Origin of the sequence: Haloarcula montana, assembly GCF_035666295.1 — an archaeon.
GTDB classification, from domain to species: Archaea; Halobacteriota; Halobacteria; order Halobacteriales; family Haloarculaceae; genus Haloarcula; species Haloarcula montana.
Genome location: NZ_CP142029.1, coordinates 395743 through 414370 on the forward strand (window position 1 = coordinate 395743; position 18628 = coordinate 414370).

Sequence of the window (18628 nt, forward strand, 5' to 3'; positions counted from 1 at the left end):
TATATTTTGACCTCGTGCCGAGCATCCGTTCGAAAGAACGTAGACGGGACAGGAACGACCAGGCGAACAGTGAGTGTCTCACCGGGCCGTCTGCCGCGCTCATCCCGAGTGGGCTGTGCCGTCCGCGTTACCACTCGGCGACGCTACCGTCGTCGTGTCGCCACACGGGGTTGTGCCAATCGACCTGTTTTTCCGCCTGTTCGCGGACGTACGATTCGTTTATATCGATACCGAGTCCCGGTCCGGAAGGGACAGCGACGTAGCCGTCTTCGTACTCGAACACCGACGGGTCGTCGAGGTAGTCTAGCACGTCGCTGGTCTCGTTGTAGTGGATGTCGAGACTCTGCTCTTGGATCAGGGCGTTGGGCGAGCAGGCGTCGACCTGAATGCACGACGCGAGCGCGATGGGACCGAGCGGACAGTGCGGAGCCATCGCCACGTCGTAGGCTTCGGCCATGCTGGCTATCTTCTTCACCTCGGTAATCCCACCGGCGTGTGAGAGGTCCGGTTGGATTACGTCGACAGTTCCGTCTTCGAACACCTCTTTGAAGTCCCATCGCGAATACATCCGCTCACCTGTGGCAATCGGAATCGTCGTGTGGGCAGCGATCCCCGGCAGGGCATCGTTGTGCTCGGGAAGGACCGGCTCCTCGATGAACATCGGCTCGTACGGTTCGAGTGCCTTCGCTAACCGCTTTGCCATCGATTTCGAGACGCGGCCGTGGAAGTCGACACCGATATCGACATCTGTACCGACCGCTTCCCGAACCTCGCGTAACCGATTGACCGCTGCCTCGACGGCTGCGGGGTTGTCGACGCGCTCTATCTCCTCGGTGGCGTTCATCTTCAGCGCGGTGAACCCGGCGTCGACTTTCGTCGCCGCTTGGTCGGCTACGTCGGAGGGGCGGTCACCGCCGATCCACTGATAGACGCGGATTCGGTCGCGGGCTGCCCCGCCGAGGAGCTGGTGGACTGGCGTTCCCAGGCGCTTGCCCTTGAGGTCCCACAGCGCCTGGTCGACGCCGGCGATCGCGCTCATCAGCACCGGCCCCCCGCGATAGAACCCACCGCGGTACATCGTCTGCCAGTGGTCCTCGATATCGCGTGGGCCCTCACCCAGTAGGTAGTTCTCTAACAGTTCCTCGACGGCCGCTCGGACCGTCTGCGCCCGTCCTTCGACAACAGGTTCGCCCCACCCCACACGGCCCTTCGAGGTTTCGAGGCGGAGGAAGAGCCATCTGGGTGGGACTTCGAAGAGTTCGTAGGCGGTTATCTGCTCCGCTGTGTCGTCCGGCTCGGGTGGCCGGTTCTCGGTACTGAGGTCGTTGTTGGGATTCATTGTGATTCGGACGTGTGTTAGTCGAATAGCGATCTCCGGGAGAGCGGTCGGCCGTCGAAAGGATTCGAACCGAATCCAGGCTGTTACATTTCCATTTGCGTCATGCTGAGCTGGTCTGTCTTCGTTTTGAGCGCGTCGCCGGTTTGGACGTCGAAGAGGTACACCGACTCCTCTGCAAAGGAGATTCCAACCCGATCGCCAGCCTCGGGGCGAACTGCCGAGTCCGTCCGAGCGACAATCTCTTTCTCGCCGAGAATACCGTAGATGAAGTTCTCGTTCCCCATCTTCTCGACGACAGTGACCTCAATGTCGTCCCCGCTTTGGTCGATTTCGAGGTCCTCCGGTCGTACTCCCAGCCGAACAGTCGGGACATCGTCGACCCGATAGTCGGCGAACTCGTAGGAGAAGCCCGACTGGAAGACGAGTCGGTTGTCGCTGACCTCCATCGTGAGGAGATTGATGCTGGGACTTCCGATGAAGTCCGCGACGAACTCGTTGGCGGGGTTCAAGTAGAGTTCCTCCGGGACCCCGACCTGCTGAATCGTCCCGTCGTTTACCACGGCGATTCGATCACCCATTGCCATCGCTTCCGTCTGATCGTGGGTGACGTACGCCGTCGTCACACCGAGATCGTTCTGGAGCTCCTGGATCTCCGTCCGCATCTCGGACCGGAGCTTCGCGTCCAGGTTCGAGAGCGGTTCGTCCATCAGGAACACCTCCGGTTCGCGGACAATTGCCCGCCCCAGCGCGACACGCTGTTGTTGGCCGCCGGATAGTTCCCCGGGAGTCTTCGAGAGCAACTCCTCAATTCCCATCATCTCGGCGATGCTGGTTACCTGTTGGTCGATCTCGGCCGACGGGAGCTTCGTCGAGAGTTTCAGTCCGAACCCGAGGTTCTGCCTGACAGTCATGTGGGGATACAGCGCGTAATTCTGGAACACCATCGCGACGTTGCGATCGCTTGCAGGGAGATGGCTGACCTCGTCGTCGTCGAAGCGGATACTGCCCTCTGTGACACTTTCGAGACCTGCGATACAGCGGAGCATCGTCGTCTTGCCACAACCGGACGGCCCGACGAGAACGAGGAACTCCTCGTCCTGGATTTCGAGGTCGACGTTGTCGACTGCGACGATTTCGTTCCCTTCTACGTCGTGCTCTTCGTTCGCTTCGTATTTCTTGACGAGTCCTTCAATGTTGATTTGTGTCATCCTGGATCACTCCTTGACGGCTCCCGAGAGGATGCCACGCACGAAGTACTTCTGGAGTGCGAGGAATACCACGAACATCGGGAGTATTGCGATAGCCGATGCGACCATCAGTTGGTCGAACGCGATGATCTGCTGTCCCATGATTTTGGTGATCGCCACCGGAATCGTGAACTTGTCTTTACCGAGGACGACCAACGGCCAGAGGAACATGTTCCACTGGAAGAGAAAGAGGATGACAGCGAGTGCCGCCATCGACGACTTCATCGACGGTAAGGCGACCCGGTAGTACAACTGGAACTCCGAGGCACCGTCCATCCGAGCGGATTCCAGTAACGCGTCCGGTATCGCCTGCATCGACTGGCGCATGAAGAAGATACCAACCGGATACGCGGCCCACGGGAGGATGATCGCCGCGTACGTGTTGGTCATATCCGCCGTAGACATGACGAGGAAGAGCGGAATGACCAGTAGATTGATCGGGATGACGAGCGTCGCCAGAATCCCAGTGAATATCACTTCCTTGAAGCGGAACTCGTACTTCGCGAACGCGAAACCGGCCATCGAACACAGGAACAGGGCCAGCACCGTGTAGACGACGGCGATGAAGATACTGTTCCAGACGCTGTTCAGGAAGTTCACGTACTGTCGTGACTGGAGCGCCTGGAAGTTCTCCAGGAAGTGTCCGCCCGGGGAGAGCTGCGGGAGCGCCCCGCTACTTGAGAGGATCGCCGACTGCGGAAGCGTCGATGCAACGACAATCCAGTATATCGGTACGAGCATGAACAGGGCGGCCACGACGAGGAAGCCGTAGCCTCCGAATCGCCAGAGCGCCTCGGTTTTCGTTTCCTGATGCATAGTTAGCTCCACTTGAGTTGGATCAGCGATAGGGTCATGACAATCCCGACGAGGACAACGGTGAGTGCGCTTCCGTATCCGAGCTGGAGGTTCTGGAAGGCGACCTCGTAGATGTAGTAGACGATAGTACGAGTCTCCTTTACCGGTGCGCCCGCACCGATGAGAATTGTCGGCTCTGAGAACTTCTTGAAGCTACCGATCGTCGTCGTTACGAGAACGAACAGCAACACGGGCTTGAGCTGAGGAAGCGTTATGTACCGGAACTTCTGTAAGCGCGACGCGCCGTCGATCTCCGCGGCCTCGTACAGCGACTCCGAGATCGTCTGTAGCCCCGCCAAGATGATGATCATGTTGTACCCGGTCCAGCGCCAGACCACCATGAACGCCATCAGGTTCCGCGACCAGAACCCGTTCCCAAGCCAATCGAGCGGCGTGAGCCCGAACACGTGGAAGATAGCGTCGAGTAACCCACCCTCAGCGACGATGACAACGAATACGACCGAGTACGCGACGGTGTTCGCCGAGACCGGCAGGAGCATCAAACTCCGGAAAACACCCTTGAACCGGGTGAATCCGGCGTTGAGTACCACTGCAAGTCCGATCGCCAAGCCGACCATAAGGGGGAGTTCGATAGCGAAGACGTAGGACGTATTGAACAGCGACTGGTGGAAGACGCTGTCACCAAGGAGTCGCTGATAGTTCGCCAGTCCGACGAACTCCAGGTTCGCTATCTTCGGGATGATGAGATAGGAATCGCCGATCTGCACCCAGAAGAGCGGGTCTGTCGCTACTCCTTGGTAGGTAAAAAACGAGAGATACACCGTGTAGAAGATCGGGAACGCTAGAAACGCACCGAAGAGAACGAAAAACGGGCTGAGGAACACGTACGCTGTGCCCGGGATCTTCGGCATCGCCTCCTTGAACCGCTGTCGCTGGAAGCGAAGACGGTCGGACAGCTCGACGATGACTTCGGAGCTCATTTTCTATGCGATGTCGCGGTCGGTGCGATCTGCGACACGCTGTGCCGCGCGGTCCAGGGCCGCCTTTGGTGAGTCGCCTTCGTCGATCATGTTCCGCATCTCCTCGTTGATGATGCTGGAGACGATCGGTGAGTCGACGGTGAACCGGTAGCCAGGGATGTCCGGGATCATATCGATCCAGATGTCAGCGAGCTTCTGTCCGCCGAAGAAATCGAACTCGGCGGTGGTGAACGCGTCCTCTTTCCACGACGGTTCGTGTGCCGTCATCTGGCCCTCGTTCTTGTACGTGAGCGCGTTCTGTTCCGGGTTGGCAGTGACGTATTTGATGAAGTCCCACGCCCGGTTGGCCTCTTCCGCCGAAAGCTGTTCCGGGATGACGAGACCGGAACCGCCCCGGTTGCTCGCTCTGTTTCCACCCTGTTCGATGGCGGGCACTTTGAAGCCGCGCCACTTACCCTCAGTGTCGGGCATCGATGAAGTAATCGTCCCGTAGAACCACGAGCCGGTTGCGTATCCGGTGATAGTCCCGTTTTTGAAGCCCGAGAACCACTGTTGGCTCCAGTTCGCCCCCCGGTGGACCAAGCCTTCGTCCGAGAGACGTTTCATTATCCGGGCGGCTTTCAGTCCCTCTTCGCCGTTGAGCACGATGTTCCCGTCCTCGTCGAACTCCTGACCGCCCTGCATCCGATTCAGGAACCGCCAGTAGAGGTTCGAACCCGACGCCGGAAGGGAGAGAAGTGAGATGTCGTCAGGGAGCTTCTTTCCCTCCTCGATGAGCTGATCCCACGTTTCGATCTCCTCGTGTGGAGCGAGCCCGTGTTCGTCCCATACGTCTCTGCGGTAGTAGAGCGTGGTCGGGGCGATATCGTCCGGCACAGAGTAAATCTGACCCTCCTCCCCGGTAACGGCGGCCAGCACCCCCTCGTTGAACTCGTCGATAATACCTGCCTCCTCCATACGCGGCCGCAGGTCCCGAAGACCACCGGTCGACGCGACTTTCAGCGTCATCTTCTGTTCGATGAGCGCGGTACTGGGGGCACCCTGCCCGGAGATCAACCGGGTCTGCATCTTGTTGATGATCTCGTCGTATCCCATGTTCGTGTGGGATATCTCCGTTCCTGTCTTCTCGGAGTAGCGGTCCATGAGGCCGCCGTATGCGCCTGCCATCTCCCAGTATTCCATTGCGTCGGCCATCGGACGTGGAGTGGACTCCGCCGAATCAGTCCCGCTGGAACTACCGTCGCCCGATGTCCCATCGGTATCTGTCTGTGGTTCCTCGGTCGGCGGGCTGGAACCGATGCCCGAACAGCCGGCGAGACTGGCGGCACCGAGCCCACCGAGAACTTTTAACACGCTACGTCGGTCACGCGATTCTGCTTGATCTTTCATTGGCAACGTTGCGGATGTCAATAGGTGAATATAAATAGGTTCCGGTTGTTTTCCATTCCCTTTCATAAATTAAAATATATTTGGCCACAGGCACCGATCCGTCGTACCCGATCCCCCGTATCCCTCATCCAAAGAAATATGACCGATGCCAGCGACTCATCGGGTATGAGTCTGCCAGAACTAGGACTCGGTACGTGGCAAAACACCGACCCGGAAACGTGCAGTGAAACCGTCCGAACGGCGCTGGAGATGGGATATCGACACGTCGACACCGCACAGTACTACGGGAACGAAGAAGCAGTCGGTGCCGGTATCGAAGCGGCCGATGTCCCTCGGGACGAGATATTCGTCGGCTCGAAAGTCCACGCCGAAAAGTTCGGGCTGGCATACGACGAAGTCATCGAGGGGCTGGAAGTCACGCTCGACCGACTCGGTCTCGACTACCTCGACCTGTTGTACGTCCATTGGCCGGTCGGGAACTACGACGCTGCGGAGACACTGCCGGCGTTCGACGAACTCATCGACCGGGGACGTATCGGCCACGTCGGCGTCTGTAACTTCGACATCGACCTCCTTGAAGAGGCGATAGAAGGCCTCGATACGCCGCTTTTCGCCCACCAGGCTGAAACGCATCCGCTGCTCCAACAGGACGACCTCGTCGCTCACGCGGACGAACGCGGATACCACCACATCGCGTACTCACCGCTCGCTCGCGGGAACGTCTTCGATATCCCCGAACTCGTCGACATCGCCGAAAAACACGAGACCAGCCCAGCACAGGTCAGTCTCGCGTGGCTCCTGTCGAGAGAGTCGGTCGCCGCCGTCCCGAAAGCGACGAGCGAACCCCATCTCCGGGACAACTACGACGCGCCATCGCTCGAGCTCGACGACGAAGACATCGAACGCATCAACGCTATCGAGCGCAGCGAGCGCTTCGTCTCGCGGGACGGTGCGCCGTGGCTCGACGACTGAAGGACGCGTAGTCTGTCCTAGACGCTTCTACGATTTTGTTCACGTTACGAGAATTCGGTCCCACAGGCGTTTTCGACCGATCGCGACGGGACCATACGGCGGTGCCGAGCAGTACCGGTGCCGTGTTGGAGTCTATCGGCCGCTCACCACGACTTTATCGGGACGTTCCGGAGCGGTTCCGCCAGGGGGATGTCGACCGTCGATCCGGTGTAATGAGAGATGTAGAAGCCGACGATAATCTCCAGGGACCGAGCGGCTTCAGCCCCCGGGGAGTAGTTCTCCCCGTCCCCGTTCAGCAGGTCCTGTATGTGCCTCGCAGCGTTCGCGAACGACCGCTTGTAGTCGTCTTCCCACGTCCACGCCCCTTCGATACCCGGTAGTTCTTCTTCGACGTGGTCACCGTCTTCGAGGGACCAGTAGCGCCACTCACCGTCGTCGTTGTTGAGATAGAGCTTCCCCTCCGTCCCGATGAAGTTCAGCATCATCGACGACATCTCCCGTGGAATCGTACAGTCGACAGTGACGAAAGAGCCGTCGTCCATCACAACGTGGCCGCCGCCGCCCGCGTCGACGACATCTTCCGCCGTGTCGAGCGAATCGATGGCCTCGTTGTCCCCGGTGATGTACCCGCTGACCTGTTCTGCCCGTGCGTCGAGGAGATAGACCAGCGTATCGAGGACGTGTGTCGAGTTCCGCATCAGTTCCATCCGATACTGCGTGCTCACCGACTGTAGCTCCCCGAGGAGATCGCGCTCGTGGATGAGATCGTGAAGGCGCTGGAGCTTGTCTGTGAACCGAAACGAGTGGTTGATGACTAACTCCGTCCCTGTTGTGTCACACACGGTTACCATCTCTTCTGCGGCACTCACCTCCGAGGCGATGGGCTTCTCACACCAGATGACCTCCGGGTCGGCGGCGGACTCCGCAGCGTCGACCGTGTGCTTGTGGTGCAGAAACGACGGTGTGCAAACGGAGACCACGTCGAGGTCCTCCTGTGCCAGCATCGCCTCGTGGCCGACGTACTGGCGTTCTTCCGGGATCTCCCACGCGTCACCGAACGTCGCGAGTTTGTCCTCGTCCACATCGGCGACCGCGACGAGCTCTATCTCTTCAGTGCTCGCGTATCCGCCCGCGTGGCTCGCGTCTATCTTTTCTTTGCCGATCGCATCCTCGTCGTGCATTCCGAGGATGCCCATGCCAGCGATTCCACCTGTGCCGATCACGCCTGCTCTGTAGGTCATCTTTGATTACTCTCCGTCGCTGGTCGCAGAATCGCACGGTCGGTCCCGGCGATTCACTTCCAACTGTAACGGTCTGTCGCTACTGGGTCTATCAGTATCCCACCTAATAAATCTTTGAGTGTGTGTACCTCGACACGCCGCCACTACCGGGAGTGGACTGACTGCGCTACTCGCGCAACGACGGCGCGACGAACTCCCCCTCCTCGAACGTGATCGGTGACGGCTCTTCGACGACGCGGAGATCGTCCCGTTCTCGGGCCGCCTCGACCAGCCCCGTCGAGGCGTACAGACGGTGGAGATGCATCGTATCCGCAGCGCGGAGCACTCGGACCGTCTCGGTATCGACCACACCGATAGTCGACAGCGCTGCGATGAGTCCGGCGCGGTCCGTCTCGACGACCGGCGGCAGTTTCACACCGCGGATCGTACTGGCAGTGAGCGCGTTGATGAGCGTCGTCGACGCATCGAGTTCCGCCACGATGTCCTCGTGTATCACGTCCGCAGAGCCGACGCCCATCCCGTTTCCGTGAGTCGCCTCGGTCAGTGCCCGAGTGTAGATGCGTTTGATATCCGGCGTCTCCGGTGCGGGTTCGTTGATAGAGAACGGGCGCCGACCGATGACGTTCGTATCCATCCCCTGTCCGCTGATCTCCTTGCCCTGACGGTCGAACACGACGAGGTCGAGGTCGTCGAACGGGAGCGTCGGCATCAATTCGTACGCCTGTTCGAGTAACTCCGCCTCCCGGTCGAGAAAGCCGCTGGGCGGTACGCCCTCGACGATCGTCGTCTCGTCGTGCTGGTCTTCGACGATGGCGAGCCCGCCGACGATGGGCAGCGAATCGAGCATCTGGTCTGTTATCTCGGGTATCATCTTCCGGAACGACCAGTCGACCGCCCACTTGTGGGCGATCTGTGCGCCGCGTTGCTTGCCCATCCCGATGACGAGCATCTTCGAGAGCCCGCTCTCGACCGTTCCGTCAAAATCGGTGTGTGGTTTCACGCGGTTTATCGGGAGGATTCCGTCGGCTTCGACGGCATTGGCGTCGGCCACGACCGGCACGTCCCGGGTCGGTGTCCGCCCGACTTCGACGACATCCATGCTGGAGCGGATCTCACATCCGATCGACGATTCGGTCACACCGAGTTCCGCCAGCATCTCTCGTTGCCCCTCACCGGTCGCCCCGCCGTGACTACCCATCGCCGGAAAGACGAACGGCTCGTAGCCTGCATCGGCGACAGCGTCGACAACGCCAGAGACGATCGTGGGGATGTTTTCGATACCGCGGCTTCCCACCCCGAGTGCGATCTCGCCACCGGCTGGAACAGCGGAGAACGACAGCGATTCGACCGCACTGGCGGTTTCCGCGGCGATTTCGTCCGATGGAATGGGGTTCGTCTCCCAGCGCTGTTCGATAACTCCGAACTCCGGAAGTGGCGGGTCGCCACACGCTTCGGTTATCGTCTCTTCCGACACTGAAAGGGCCTCTGCTGCCGCGGACTGGGTGTCTTCGTCCATACCCGACGTATATCACCGTCCTCTCATAAGCGTAGTCACTCGTATCCGCGATCGTGCATCTCAACGTTTAAGTTCCGAAGGTGTCGTTACTCGAGTGATGTTGTTCGTTCGCTACACCGACGGTACCAGCCCCATGTGGGGCGTCAAAGAGGAATCGACGATCCACGCGCTATCGGATCTCCCGGAGGGGGAACCGACTCTCGCGGATCTCTCGAACCGGAGCTACCGAAATGACATCGGGACGCTCGTCGGAACCGAGGCGCTAACGCAGGTCGACGCCGACGACGTTTCGTTGCTCGCGCCGGTTCCCCGACCCGGGAAGATCGTTTGTTGCGGGCTGAACTACCGTGACCACGCGGAGGAACAGGACGAATCGATTCCCGAACGGCCGATGCTCTTCGGAAAAGCTCCGACGGCGGTCACGAATCCCGGAGACCCCATCATCCACCCGGCTCCCGACGGAGACGAACAGGTCGACTACGAAGTCGAACTCGGCGTCATCATCGGCGAGCGCTGTACGGACTGTACGGAGTCCGACGCGTACGACCACGTCGCCGGATACACGATTCTCAACGACATCAGCGGTCGTACAGCACAGCAGACGGACGGACAGTTCTTCCGAGGGAAAAGCTACGATACGTTCGCGCCGATGGGACCGGCGCTGGTTTCGGGCGACGACTTCGATCCGAATAGCGTCGATGTCGAGCTGCGTGTCGACGGCGAGACGAAGCAGTCGTCGAACACCGAGCAGTTCATCTTTGACGTCGGCGAACTCGTCTCGTACATCAGTCAGTCGATGACGCTTCGGCCGGGTGACGTGATCTCGACGGGGACGCCCGGCGGCGTCGGTATCTTCCGTGACCCCGTAGAGGTTCTCGAACCGGGACAGACCACCGAAGCAGAGATCGCGGGTATCGGAACCCTCCGGAACACGGTCATCGCCGAGTAACGTTCCTCGACCGTCTTATTCGGCTGGATCGGGCAGAACGACGGCGACGACATCGTTGACGTTCGTCCCCGTCGGACCGGTGTGTATCGTCGCTCCGACCTCCGAGAGATACGTTCCGGCGTCGTTCGCATCGAGGAACCGCTGTGCCCGGTCGGCGTCAGTAACCGTCCTCTGGTCCCCGATCGCGCCAGCGGCGCCGGAACTCCCGTCTTCCCCGTCGGTATCGACCGCGGCGACGACCGTTCGGTCGGACAGTCCGAGCGAGTATTCGAGGACAAATTCCTGATTGGGGCCGCCGTTTCCCGGTTCGCCCGAAGTGGTGACGGTGGATTCACCGCCGATGAGAAGGACGGCAGGCGGTTCCACGGGGTCACCGGTGGCCACACACTCCTCGGCGACGGCCAGAATGGCTTTGGCGACTTCTCGCGACTCCCCCCTGAGACGCGATGAAAGGACGAGTGGCGAATAGCCAGCGTCGGCGGCGACGGTGCGGGCGGCGTCCAACGCGACTCCGTTATCGCCGAGGAGATGGCTCTCAGTCCGCGTAAACACCGGATCGTCAGTGAACGGCGTTTCGTCGAGCCGACCGGCAACCCCCGCTTCGAGGTGGTCCTGCACGGATGCGGGTGGTGTGAGGTCGTAGCGGTCGAACACCTCCAGCGCAGCCGAGAACGTTGTTTCGTCGGGGACGGTCGGACCGCTGCCGATCGCCGAACGGTCGTTACCGACCACATCGGACAGCAGCAGCGTCGCAACGGTCGCGGGCGCCGCTTCGCGAGCGGCGTGACCGCCCTTGCTGTTTGAGAGGTGTTTCCGAACCGTGTTGATATCCGCTACTGGAACACCGCCGTCGAGTAATAGTTCGGTGGTCTCGCGGACCGTACCGACAGAGAGGTCGCCGGCCGGTGACGTGAGTAACGCGCTCGCGCCCCCGGTGACGACGAACAGGACGAGCGTCTCCGACCCGGCCTCCGAAAGAAGCCTGAGGAGATCGTCCGTGGCCGCGACGTTTCGCTCGGACGGCAGCGGATGGTCACCCGTGACACAGCGAACTGCGTCGGTTTCGGCCTCGTGTTTCGTCACGACGATCCCGTCGGTGATTCGTTCGCCGAGAACCGATTCGAGGGCCGTAGCGACACCGTGTGCGGCCTTCCCGCCGCCCACGAGAACGATCTTCCGGTACTCTTCGAGGTCGTACACCGTCTCGCCGACCGCGAACGTCTCCCCGTCCAGCGAGACGGCCGAACGAGTCGCAGTCTCCGGGTTAGCCGCATCGATCGCCGCTGTAACGCAATCGAGCGCGACGGAGTGGGCCTCACTCGTGGCAAGTGCTTCTCTGTTCTCGATCACAGGCAATCTGAACACTCAGCCGTCAAAAACCTATGTATTTATGTTGGGATTCCGTGAGATGATCAGAGTGGCTATCTCTCAGCCGGCGAACAGTGCAGGGGCGTCTCGCCGTCGTGTGCTTCGACGACGACACCGGAATCTGTGCGTTCGAACTGTGGCACTTGCTCCCAGGACACTGTCCTGTCGGGGCTGGCCAAGACCGCCGCACCGAACCAGTGTTCGCCGGGCTCGTGGCTCGTCCGTAGCGTCGGAACGACTGTCCGCGAGTGATTGAGATTCGTGTTGGGTTCCTGTGTCTCGACGGTCGGCGTTCGGTCACCGAAGGCGTCCGCAATCCCGCTCAGTCCGTTGGGATACCTCGCAAGAGCCGTCGACGCTCGGCTGTCGTGAGTGAACCGCGATTCGTCGTCGTCGCCGGTCTTGTCCAGTGCGAACCCGCCTTCCTCGCTGTATACCGGTCGGTCAGTCCGAAGCCGATGGACCCGGACGTGCCATGGGAGGGCCGGAGCGAGCCACGTATCGACACGTACACCCTCCCAGGGGTCCCAGCGGGCCGTAAGCGTCGTCTCAGTTATCTCCGTTGTCGTCACCGAGGCGGGGATCTTGTACTGCTCCCCGTCGAGGCTGAGCGCGAGGGCGCTGTCGTGGCCGGCCTGTCCCGCGCCCGGCGTCCGACCGGCGACAGAGAAACCGAACTCCGTCGAGTACGCGAACTTCGTGTACTTCTCCCGGCCGTGAACGCTCTCCTGACCGACCGAGAGCGCGAACAGGTGGTCGTCGCCCCGACAGACGAGTTTCCCGGCTTCGGGCTGAGCCGCCGTGTCGGGCAGGTCCGGTAGCGGCTCCTCGTCGGCCTGCCAGAACGGGTGGTCCCGGTCCAACGCGAGCGGCGCGAACGCTTTCATCGCCCAGTACGGCGAGTTCGGCGAATTGTACGTCTCGGACACTTTCAGCGTCGGATAGCGGTAGCCGACCGACAGCAGTCCCCCGTCGGTGAATATCGGCTGATTCAGCCACCACCGGATGTTCCGCGCCCAGAGACCACGGATGGTCCCCCAGGAGAACGCCTCGACTCCGGCAAACGCGAGGCCGCCCCAGAACGCCGCCTGTGCGAACCGGTAGGTAAGGCTCCGTCCGAACGGGAGTGCCCGGCCGGTCTCGTCGAACCAGTGTGCGTGACTGGTCGCGAACGCCTCGGCCCGCGTCCGAAACCGCTCTGCCCGCGCCGAATCCTCTTCGCCGGCCACGGCCGCGTAGAGGAGTCCGTAGAAGTGCATCGCCCACGGGAGATAGTAGTCGACGGGGCTCTGTTCCCCTTTGGGACCGTCGGTGTACCAGCCGTCCCCTTGATAGAACGTTTCGAGGCGGTCGAGCGTAGACTGGGTCCGCTCCCAGTCGTGGCGCGCACCGACCGATCGGAGGCCCATGTTCACCATCACGCGGAAGAACAACCAGTTACAGTCGTAGAGTTCGGCGTCGTTGATCTGGTTCAACCACGTGACCAACTGCTCCCGCTCCGTCTCCGAAAGCGGGTCCCAGAGCTGCTCGGGTGTGAGTGCCAGGCCGACACCGATAGCAGCCATCTCGACAAGTTTCTGCGAGTGGTCGTCGGCTTCCCCCCAGAACTCCTCGTGGGAAGGGTCTGTACCATTGATCAAACCGGTCCGAAATAACGGCCAGTGATCGAACTCGCCGTGGACTCCCAGCGGAACGAGGCCCCACAGCGGCCGGGCGAACCCCTCCAGTTCCGCCGAAACGTCGGGGAAGTGGGCACCGGTCGCTGTGGGCCGCACCCTCGCTTTTCCGGGACTGAAGTGCTGGAACAACGGCTCTGTCAGCTGCGTCGCTGCTCGTTCGAAATCCCGCCGTGTCCGGAGCGGATTGTCTCCGATAGGGTTCATCTACCAGATACACTGACCGCCTCCGTAAATAGCGTTTCCCCTCGGCTAACCGAGCAGCGGCCCCTCGCGGAGTCCGGTAGCCACGGGGAGACGAGCTGAAGGGGCCAAACAGCCGTCTACCAGTAGCGTGACCAGTGTTCGGTTGCGCGGACGAGCCCCTCGACGTAGAAGTAGTCCCCCCAGATGCAACACTCGTCGTAGTCGCCATCGGTCGGGTCGTAGGCCCCCTGCGTCAGGAGGCCGTTCGACTCGCTTCGGTCGGTCGAGTACTGCTCCCCGAGGCTCCCGAGCGTTGCGATGGCTGCGTTCTCGTACCCGCGGGCGCGGGTATCCGCAAGGGGAAGCCGGTGAGCCAGTTCGTCGAGTCCACACGCCGCAATCGCCGCGGCGGAGGTGTCCCGGTAGCTCTGATCGGCGGGAGCGTCGAAGTCCCAGCGTGGAACGTGGTCCGCCTCGACGTGTGAGAGGTAGTAGTTGGCCAACTTTGCGGACAATTGGGCGTACGCGCCTTCGTCGGCGTAGTCGGCCGCGAGTGCGTACCCGTATATCGCCCACGTCTGGCCGCGGGACCAACACGAGTCGGCGTCATAGCCCTGTGCGGTTTCCCCGCCGAGTGGCGCACCGGTCTCTACGTCACACTTGAACGTATGGAACGTCGACCCGTCCGATCGGACGATATACTGTGCGTTCGTCCGTGCGTGTCGCTCCGCGATGGACGCGTACATCGAGTCGCCCGTCACCTCGCTCGCCCAGAACAACAGTGGGAGGTTCATCATCGAGTCGACGATCATCCGGCCGCGCTCCCACGAGTCCTCCGGGGAGGCGTGATCTCCCCACGCCTGAATGAGCCCAGGGGCGTCCCAGAACCGCTCGACCAGGAGGTCCGCAGCGGTGAGTGCTGCCGACCGGTACTGCTCGATCTCGGTCAGCCGGTATCCAGCGATAGCCGACAGTGTGTAGAGAAATCCGAGGTCGTGGGTCGTGACCTCGCCGCAGTCTAACCGGCGTTCGAACGTCGCTAGTTGCGCCTGTGCGGCGTCCCGGAACCGGCGCTCGCCCGTCACTTCGTACGCAAGCCAGCACAAACCCGTCCAGAACGATGTCGTCCACCCGTCCGTATTGTCGGTCGCGCTGTAGACGAGTCCCTCGCTCGATGGACCGGGGAACTGATCGTTAAACTCGTCGAGATTCTCGTCGATACTGTCGATTGCAGTAGAGAGCGCTCGTTCGAGTGTCCTTCGCGTGACATCCGGCGTTCGTGTGTATCGGTCCGGCAGGCCACTGTCATCGACGGTCTGCAGCAGAGCGGCTGGAGCACGTGGCATGTGGATACATATCCCCCCTCGGTACCTAATAAACCCATCGTCGAGCCGCGCGGATCGTGGCCTATTCCTTCAGCGGATACCGATAATGGAGGAGTATAGTCACGGTATCTCGGAGGGTTATACAGTTATACTAAAAGACATTCACTAATTCAATACACAAATTTATAACAGCGTCACATCTCTACATGGGTATGGCAGACTCCCAATCGTCGAACTGTGTGAAGACCGCGCGGACGACGTTTCAGATCCTCGAAGCGCTAAAGCGGAAGAACGAAGCGACCGTCACCGAACTGACCGAAGAGTTCGACCTATCGAAGAGCAGTCTGCACAACTATCTGAACACGCTCGCTAAGGACGAGTATGTCGTCAAGGACGGGAAGTCCTACCGCGTCGGCCTCAAACTGCTCGACCTCGGTGGACACGCTCGGCACAAGCAACGGCTCTACGAGATCGCGAAGAGCGAGATCACGTCGCTGGCCGAGGAGACCGGGGAACTAACGAACCTCCTCGTGGAAGAACACGGCAAGGGGATCTATCTGCACAGGGCACACGGTGCGGACGCTGTCAAGACGGACTCGTACATCGGCCAGGAGGTATACCTTCACAACACCGGGTTGGGAAACGCGATCCTGGCACATCTGCCACGGGAGCGCGTAAACGAGATCCTCGATAGACACGGAATGCCGGCCTCGACCGAGAACACCATCACGAACCGAACGGAACTCTTCGAAAACCTCGACCAAGTGCGTGAAAACGGCTACGCGCTGGATGACGAAGCACGCGTCAAGGGACTCCGTTGCGTTGCAGTCCCGATAATTAACAACAACGACGAAGTCGAGGGCGCGATCAGCGTTTCCGGGCCGACAAGCCGGTTTCAGGACGAACGGTTCAGAGAGATCTTCCCGGAGAAGCTACAGAACGTCGCGAATGTCATCGAACTCAATATCACGTACACATGAGTTACTATTAAACCAGCTGCAAACAGAAATACAGGATCTTAGTAAAGTAAAACTAACTTGTCGTCCCCATTTACTTGACATAGACCCATATTTAAAGAAATGTTAGTATATATAGAATATCAATCAGTAATACCAATCGATATTCAGCCATACTACACGACTGGACAGTCAAATTCCTGCACATCGCTCGCACGACAAGAGCACGATCAATGTGGAAATCGTATCTATCGTCTGGCCACAGAGCAGACAGATCGAGGCGGTACAGTACAACGAGAGAGGAACAATGGGAGAAGATTGCTAACAGATGTACGCTAGTTATTCACCTCTCGTGGACAGACTCGATACGCCGAGAACGTCCGATGACAGTGCGGCGTTTCATTAACTGACAGACACACGTTAGGGATGGAAGAGAGACTACCGTTCCCGAATATGAACACCCAGGTACCCACAGACCCCGTCTCCAGTTCCAGCGAGACCACTGATATCGAAGCGCGTTGGATAATTGGTGAATGGACGATAGTTGGCTCGTACCGTTGGTTTCGATCCAGATTAGTCGATCCAGCCCCGTTCGGCGCTGATTCCGAACTCGCCTCGTCACTAAACCGGTGGCTACAATTGCTATCCGCTGTTGGGTGATTGAGTGGCAACTGGCTGTGGGAAACCGAGGCGTACTGCTGTCAGAGGGACCGACACCACCACGAAATTCTCCGGCGACACACGGACTCTGAGCAGTCGCCGTTCTCACTGCTACTCGTGACGGAGTGGGTACCCGGCCATTGTCTTATGAACCCCACGCGGCCGGTACCCAACCGCATCGCTCACTCCACAGACCTCCGCGAGAAGATACACCACGCTAAGCCACATCTCGGTCCCCTGTAGCGTAGGCGATCCACTGGTAAGATCGAATGCGAACCCCCGTCTATCGTACCAGTTATCCAGTATCAAATCGAGCTGCCTGCGAGCCCACTCTTGGATTTCGTCGCGTCGGTAGTCCGTTTGCTGCCCACACAGCCACAGCGGGTGGACGACATCCAGTGTGTTGCATGCGTTGACGCACTGCTCTCGAAAGTGAGCCGGGTCGCGTCCGTGGCGGAGGACAGTGTCTATCGTCGCCTCCGGGAACGGTATTTCGAGACCGAACTGTGCGTACGTTCCTCTTGTCGCTCGATAGAAGCCGTTGACCGGCTGTAGCCACCCCTCGTCCGCCGTGGGTTCGCCCCAGAGACCCGTCTTCGGATCGACCGACGTTTCGAGCCACCCCAACACCGACGCGGGTGAGCGAGTACTATCGAAGTACCGACAGTTGAAGTAGAGTCCAGTGGCGTACTGGTCGATCCACGCCCCGCAACCCCACGCGTCCGTCTGCCACGGGAGGGTTTCGAGGTGTTCGTACAGGTCGTCAGGAGACAAGTCGTCGACAGCGGCGATCGGATGCTCAAACGTCTCCCCGAGTACTTCGAGCGCGTACCCCACTGTGAGGATATGATACGGCTTCCACTCCGCCGGAAGTGTGGTCGGGTCGGACTCGCTTGGGAACTCCTCCCCAGGGCTTGGTAGCAACCCAGTTTCCGGGTCTTGGAAGCCTCGGAGTTCGTCTACCAACTCTGTACGACTCCATCCCGGTGGAACCTGATCGAACATGCCAGCGATCTCCACAGCGTCACAGAGGGCTCGAACCGGCGTTGCATCAGGGAGATCGGATGAGGAGCCGTCGTTATCATCCTCCAAGTGCGTAGCTAGCACGTCAGAGACTTGTGTCGCCACCGCGTCCCCGAACTGCGAGAGCCGATTACGGAGGGAGGACTCCGGGGTGGGTCCGTTCCGCTCGCCCCGGTAGTCGACAACGGTTCCAGGGTTGCCCGCGACGATGGCGAACTCCGGAACATCAGCGGTAACGACGGTACCGGCGCCGATAATACTGTGTGGACCCACTACCGTCCCGTCGAGGACGACCGCTCCCGCACCGATCCACACGTCGTCTCCGATCTCGATCCCCTCGTACCGGTTGCCCTGCTCGTGGATCGGTGTATCGGGGTCCTCGAACACGTGATTCTGTCCCCAGATACTCGCTGTAGAAGCGATCCGAACACCGTCGCCGATCGTCACGTCGCCTGCAATATTCACGTATGGATTCACCGAACAATCGGCTCCGATATCGACAGTCCCTCGGACGATTGCACCGCTAGCGATGACCGTGTTGTCGTCGATAGTCCCGTTCGGAAGGTCGATAACCGCGTCCTCGGAAATGAACACGTCTCCCCCGATGGAGAGGTCATATTCGTCACGGAGAAACGACTGCCACTCTCTCTGTCTGGTTCGCATCTCCTCCGAAGCCTCCCTCCACGGGAGGTGCGAGACCACCCTGTCTTGGTAGTCGTCGTGCATCGGCATGAATGAGGGTCACTTCACAGATGACAGTGTTATGTGTTTGGTTGTGGCTTCGGGGTAATTAGTCGCGAGGGGTAAACCCGGCACGAGGTCGAAATAGTGGAGCCTCGCCGTCCAGCGACGGCGTAGTAAATCATGGAAAGCTAGCACTTTCTCCGGTCCAGCCAAGATCAAGGTAGTTTTTCTACTCAGCAAGCGCCGCAAGAGGGTTGCTTAATATTGATATCGACACTCCTGTCTCGTACCTGGGATAATA

Annotated in this window: 14 protein-coding genes; 3 read left to right on the plus strand and 11 right to left on the minus strand. The window is 60.1% G+C overall.

Annotated elements, in window-relative coordinates; translation table 11 throughout:
• Window positions 1-127: 127 nt before the first annotated feature.
• The 5 genes from dgoD to VJ109_RS19460 all read right to left on the minus strand — a co-directional run bounded on the left by dgoD (window position 128) and on the right by VJ109_RS19460 (window position 5771).
• Complete coding sequence (gene dgoD, locus VJ109_RS19440; protein ID WP_324761028.1) at window positions 128-1339, minus strand: galactonate dehydratase; 1212 nt, start codon at window positions 1337-1339, stop codon at window positions 128-130.
• Between the two features lie 83 nt (window positions 1340-1422).
• A complete protein-coding gene (locus VJ109_RS19445; RefSeq protein ID WP_324761029.1) occupies window positions 1423-2547 on the minus strand; it encodes an ABC transporter ATP-binding protein in 1125 nt (374 codons plus the stop codon).
• 6 nt (window positions 2548-2553) lie between these two features.
• A complete protein-coding gene (locus VJ109_RS19450) occupies window positions 2554-3402 on the minus strand; it encodes a carbohydrate ABC transporter permease (protein ID WP_324761030.1) in 849 nt (282 codons plus the stop codon).
• A 2-nt stretch (window positions 3403-3404) separates the two neighbouring features.
• On the minus strand, window positions 3405-4382 hold the full coding sequence (locus VJ109_RS19455) for a carbohydrate ABC transporter permease (RefSeq protein ID WP_324761031.1): 978 nt from the start codon (window positions 4380-4382) through the stop codon (window positions 3405-3407).
• A gap of 3 nt (window positions 4383-4385) precedes the next feature.
• Entirely contained in the window at window positions 4386-5771 is a 1386-nt protein-coding gene (locus tag VJ109_RS19460) for an ABC transporter substrate-binding protein (protein ID WP_324761032.1), read from the minus strand.
• A 165-nt stretch (window positions 5772-5936) separates the two neighbouring features.
• Between VJ109_RS19460 and VJ109_RS19465 the strand changes: the two genes are divergently transcribed.
• Window positions 5937-6743, plus strand: a complete 807-nt coding sequence (locus tag VJ109_RS19465; protein WP_324761033.1) for an aldo/keto reductase — start codon at window positions 5937-5939, stop codon at window positions 6741-6743.
• Between the two features lie 143 nt (window positions 6744-6886).
• Here the strand turns inward: VJ109_RS19465 and VJ109_RS19470 are convergent, their stop codons facing one another.
• On the minus strand, window positions 6887-7984 hold the full coding sequence (locus VJ109_RS19470) for a Gfo/Idh/MocA family protein (RefSeq protein ID WP_324761034.1): 1098 nt from the start codon (window positions 7982-7984) through the stop codon (window positions 6887-6889).
• Between the two features lie 166 nt (window positions 7985-8150).
• Window positions 8151-9500, minus strand: coding sequence for a nickel pincer cofactor-dependent isomerase, group 22 (locus tag VJ109_RS19475; RefSeq protein WP_324761035.1), 1350 nt, complete (start codon window positions 9498-9500; stop codon window positions 8151-8153).
• A 97-nt stretch (window positions 9501-9597) separates the two neighbouring features.
• Here VJ109_RS19475 and VJ109_RS19480 point away from each other — a divergent pair, with 97 nt between their 5' ends.
• Complete coding sequence (locus VJ109_RS19480; RefSeq protein ID WP_324761036.1) at window positions 9598-10449, plus strand: fumarylacetoacetate hydrolase family protein; 852 nt, start codon at window positions 9598-9600, stop codon at window positions 10447-10449.
• A gap of 15 nt (window positions 10450-10464) precedes the next feature.
• Here VJ109_RS19480 and VJ109_RS19485 read toward each other — a convergent pair whose 3' ends face one another.
• The 3 genes from VJ109_RS19485 to VJ109_RS19495 all read right to left on the minus strand — a co-directional run bounded on the left by VJ109_RS19485 (window position 10465) and on the right by VJ109_RS19495 (window position 15025).
• Window positions 10465-11799: a glycerate kinase type-2 family protein gene (locus tag VJ109_RS19485; RefSeq protein ID WP_324761037.1), complete on the minus strand. Its 1335-nt coding sequence runs from the start codon at window positions 11797-11799 to the stop codon at window positions 10465-10467.
• A gap of 71 nt (window positions 11800-11870) precedes the next feature.
• Window positions 11871-13700, minus strand: a complete 1830-nt coding sequence (locus VJ109_RS19490; RefSeq protein ID WP_324761038.1) for a DUF2264 domain-containing protein — start codon at window positions 13698-13700, stop codon at window positions 11871-11873.
• Between the two features lie 116 nt (window positions 13701-13816).
• Window positions 13817-15025 (minus strand): glycoside hydrolase family 88 protein, encoded by a 1209-nt coding sequence (locus VJ109_RS19495; protein WP_324761039.1) that lies wholly within the window; start codon window positions 15023-15025, stop codon window positions 13817-13819.
• Window positions 15026-15216: 191 nt separating this feature from the next.
• On the opposite strand from VJ109_RS19495, the gene VJ109_RS19500 reads away from it, so the two are divergent.
• Window positions 15217-15984 carry an IclR family transcriptional regulator gene (locus VJ109_RS19500; RefSeq protein ID WP_324761040.1) on the plus strand — a complete coding sequence of 256 codons (768 nt, stop codon included), beginning with the start codon at window positions 15217-15219 and terminating at the stop codon, window positions 15982-15984.
• A 747-nt stretch (window positions 15985-16731) separates the two neighbouring features.
• Here VJ109_RS19500 and VJ109_RS19505 read toward each other — a convergent pair.
• Window positions 16732-18369, minus strand: a complete 1638-nt coding sequence (locus tag VJ109_RS19505) for an acyltransferase (protein WP_324761041.1) — start codon at window positions 18367-18369, stop codon at window positions 16732-16734.
• Window positions 18370-18628 lie beyond the last annotated feature (259 nt).

What these genes read in the sequence shown, in the direction of transcription:
- VJ109_RS19495 (WP_324761039.1), bottom strand. Translation starts at nt 15,025, where the DNA reads ATGCCACGTGCTCCAGCCGCTCTGCTGCAGACCGTCGATGACAGTGGC.
- VJ109_RS19460 (WP_324761032.1), bottom strand. Translation starts at nt 5,771, where the DNA reads ATGAAAGATCAAGCAGAATCGCGTGACCGACGTAGCGTGTTAAAAGTT.
- VJ109_RS19470 (WP_324761034.1), bottom strand. Translation starts at nt 7,984, where the DNA reads ATGACCTACAGAGCAGGCGTGATCGGCACAGGTGGAATCGCTGGCATG.
- VJ109_RS19505 (WP_324761041.1), bottom strand. Translation starts at nt 18,369, where the DNA reads ATGCACGACGACTACCAAGACAGGGTGGTCTCGCACCTCCCGTGGAGG.
- VJ109_RS19445 (WP_324761029.1), bottom strand. Translation starts at nt 2,547, where the DNA reads ATGACACAAATCAACATTGAAGGACTCGTCAAGAAATACGAAGCGAAC.
- VJ109_RS19490 (WP_324761038.1), bottom strand. Translation starts at nt 13,700, where the DNA reads ATGAACCCTATCGGAGACAATCCGCTCCGGACACGGCGGGATTTCGAA.
- VJ109_RS19450 (WP_324761030.1), bottom strand. Translation starts at nt 3,402, where the DNA reads ATGCATCAGGAAACGAAAACCGAGGCGCTCTGGCGATTCGGAGGCTAC.
- VJ109_RS19480 (WP_324761036.1), top strand. Translation starts at nt 9,598, where the DNA reads ATGTTGTTCGTTCGCTACACCGACGGTACCAGCCCCATGTGGGGCGTC.
- VJ109_RS19475 (WP_324761035.1), bottom strand. Translation starts at nt 9,500, where the DNA reads ATGGACGAAGACACCCAGTCCGCGGCAGCAGAGGCCCTTTCAGTGTCG.
- VJ109_RS19500 (WP_324761040.1), top strand. Translation starts at nt 15,217, where the DNA reads ATGGCAGACTCCCAATCGTCGAACTGTGTGAAGACCGCGCGGACGACG.
- dgoD (WP_324761028.1), bottom strand. Translation starts at nt 1,339, where the DNA reads ATGAATCCCAACAACGACCTCAGTACCGAGAACCGGCCACCCGAGCCG.
- VJ109_RS19455 (WP_324761031.1), bottom strand. Translation starts at nt 4,382, where the DNA reads ATGAGCTCCGAAGTCATCGTCGAGCTGTCCGACCGTCTTCGCTTCCAG.
- VJ109_RS19465 (WP_324761033.1), top strand. Translation starts at nt 5,937, where the DNA reads ATGAGTCTGCCAGAACTAGGACTCGGTACGTGGCAAAACACCGACCCG.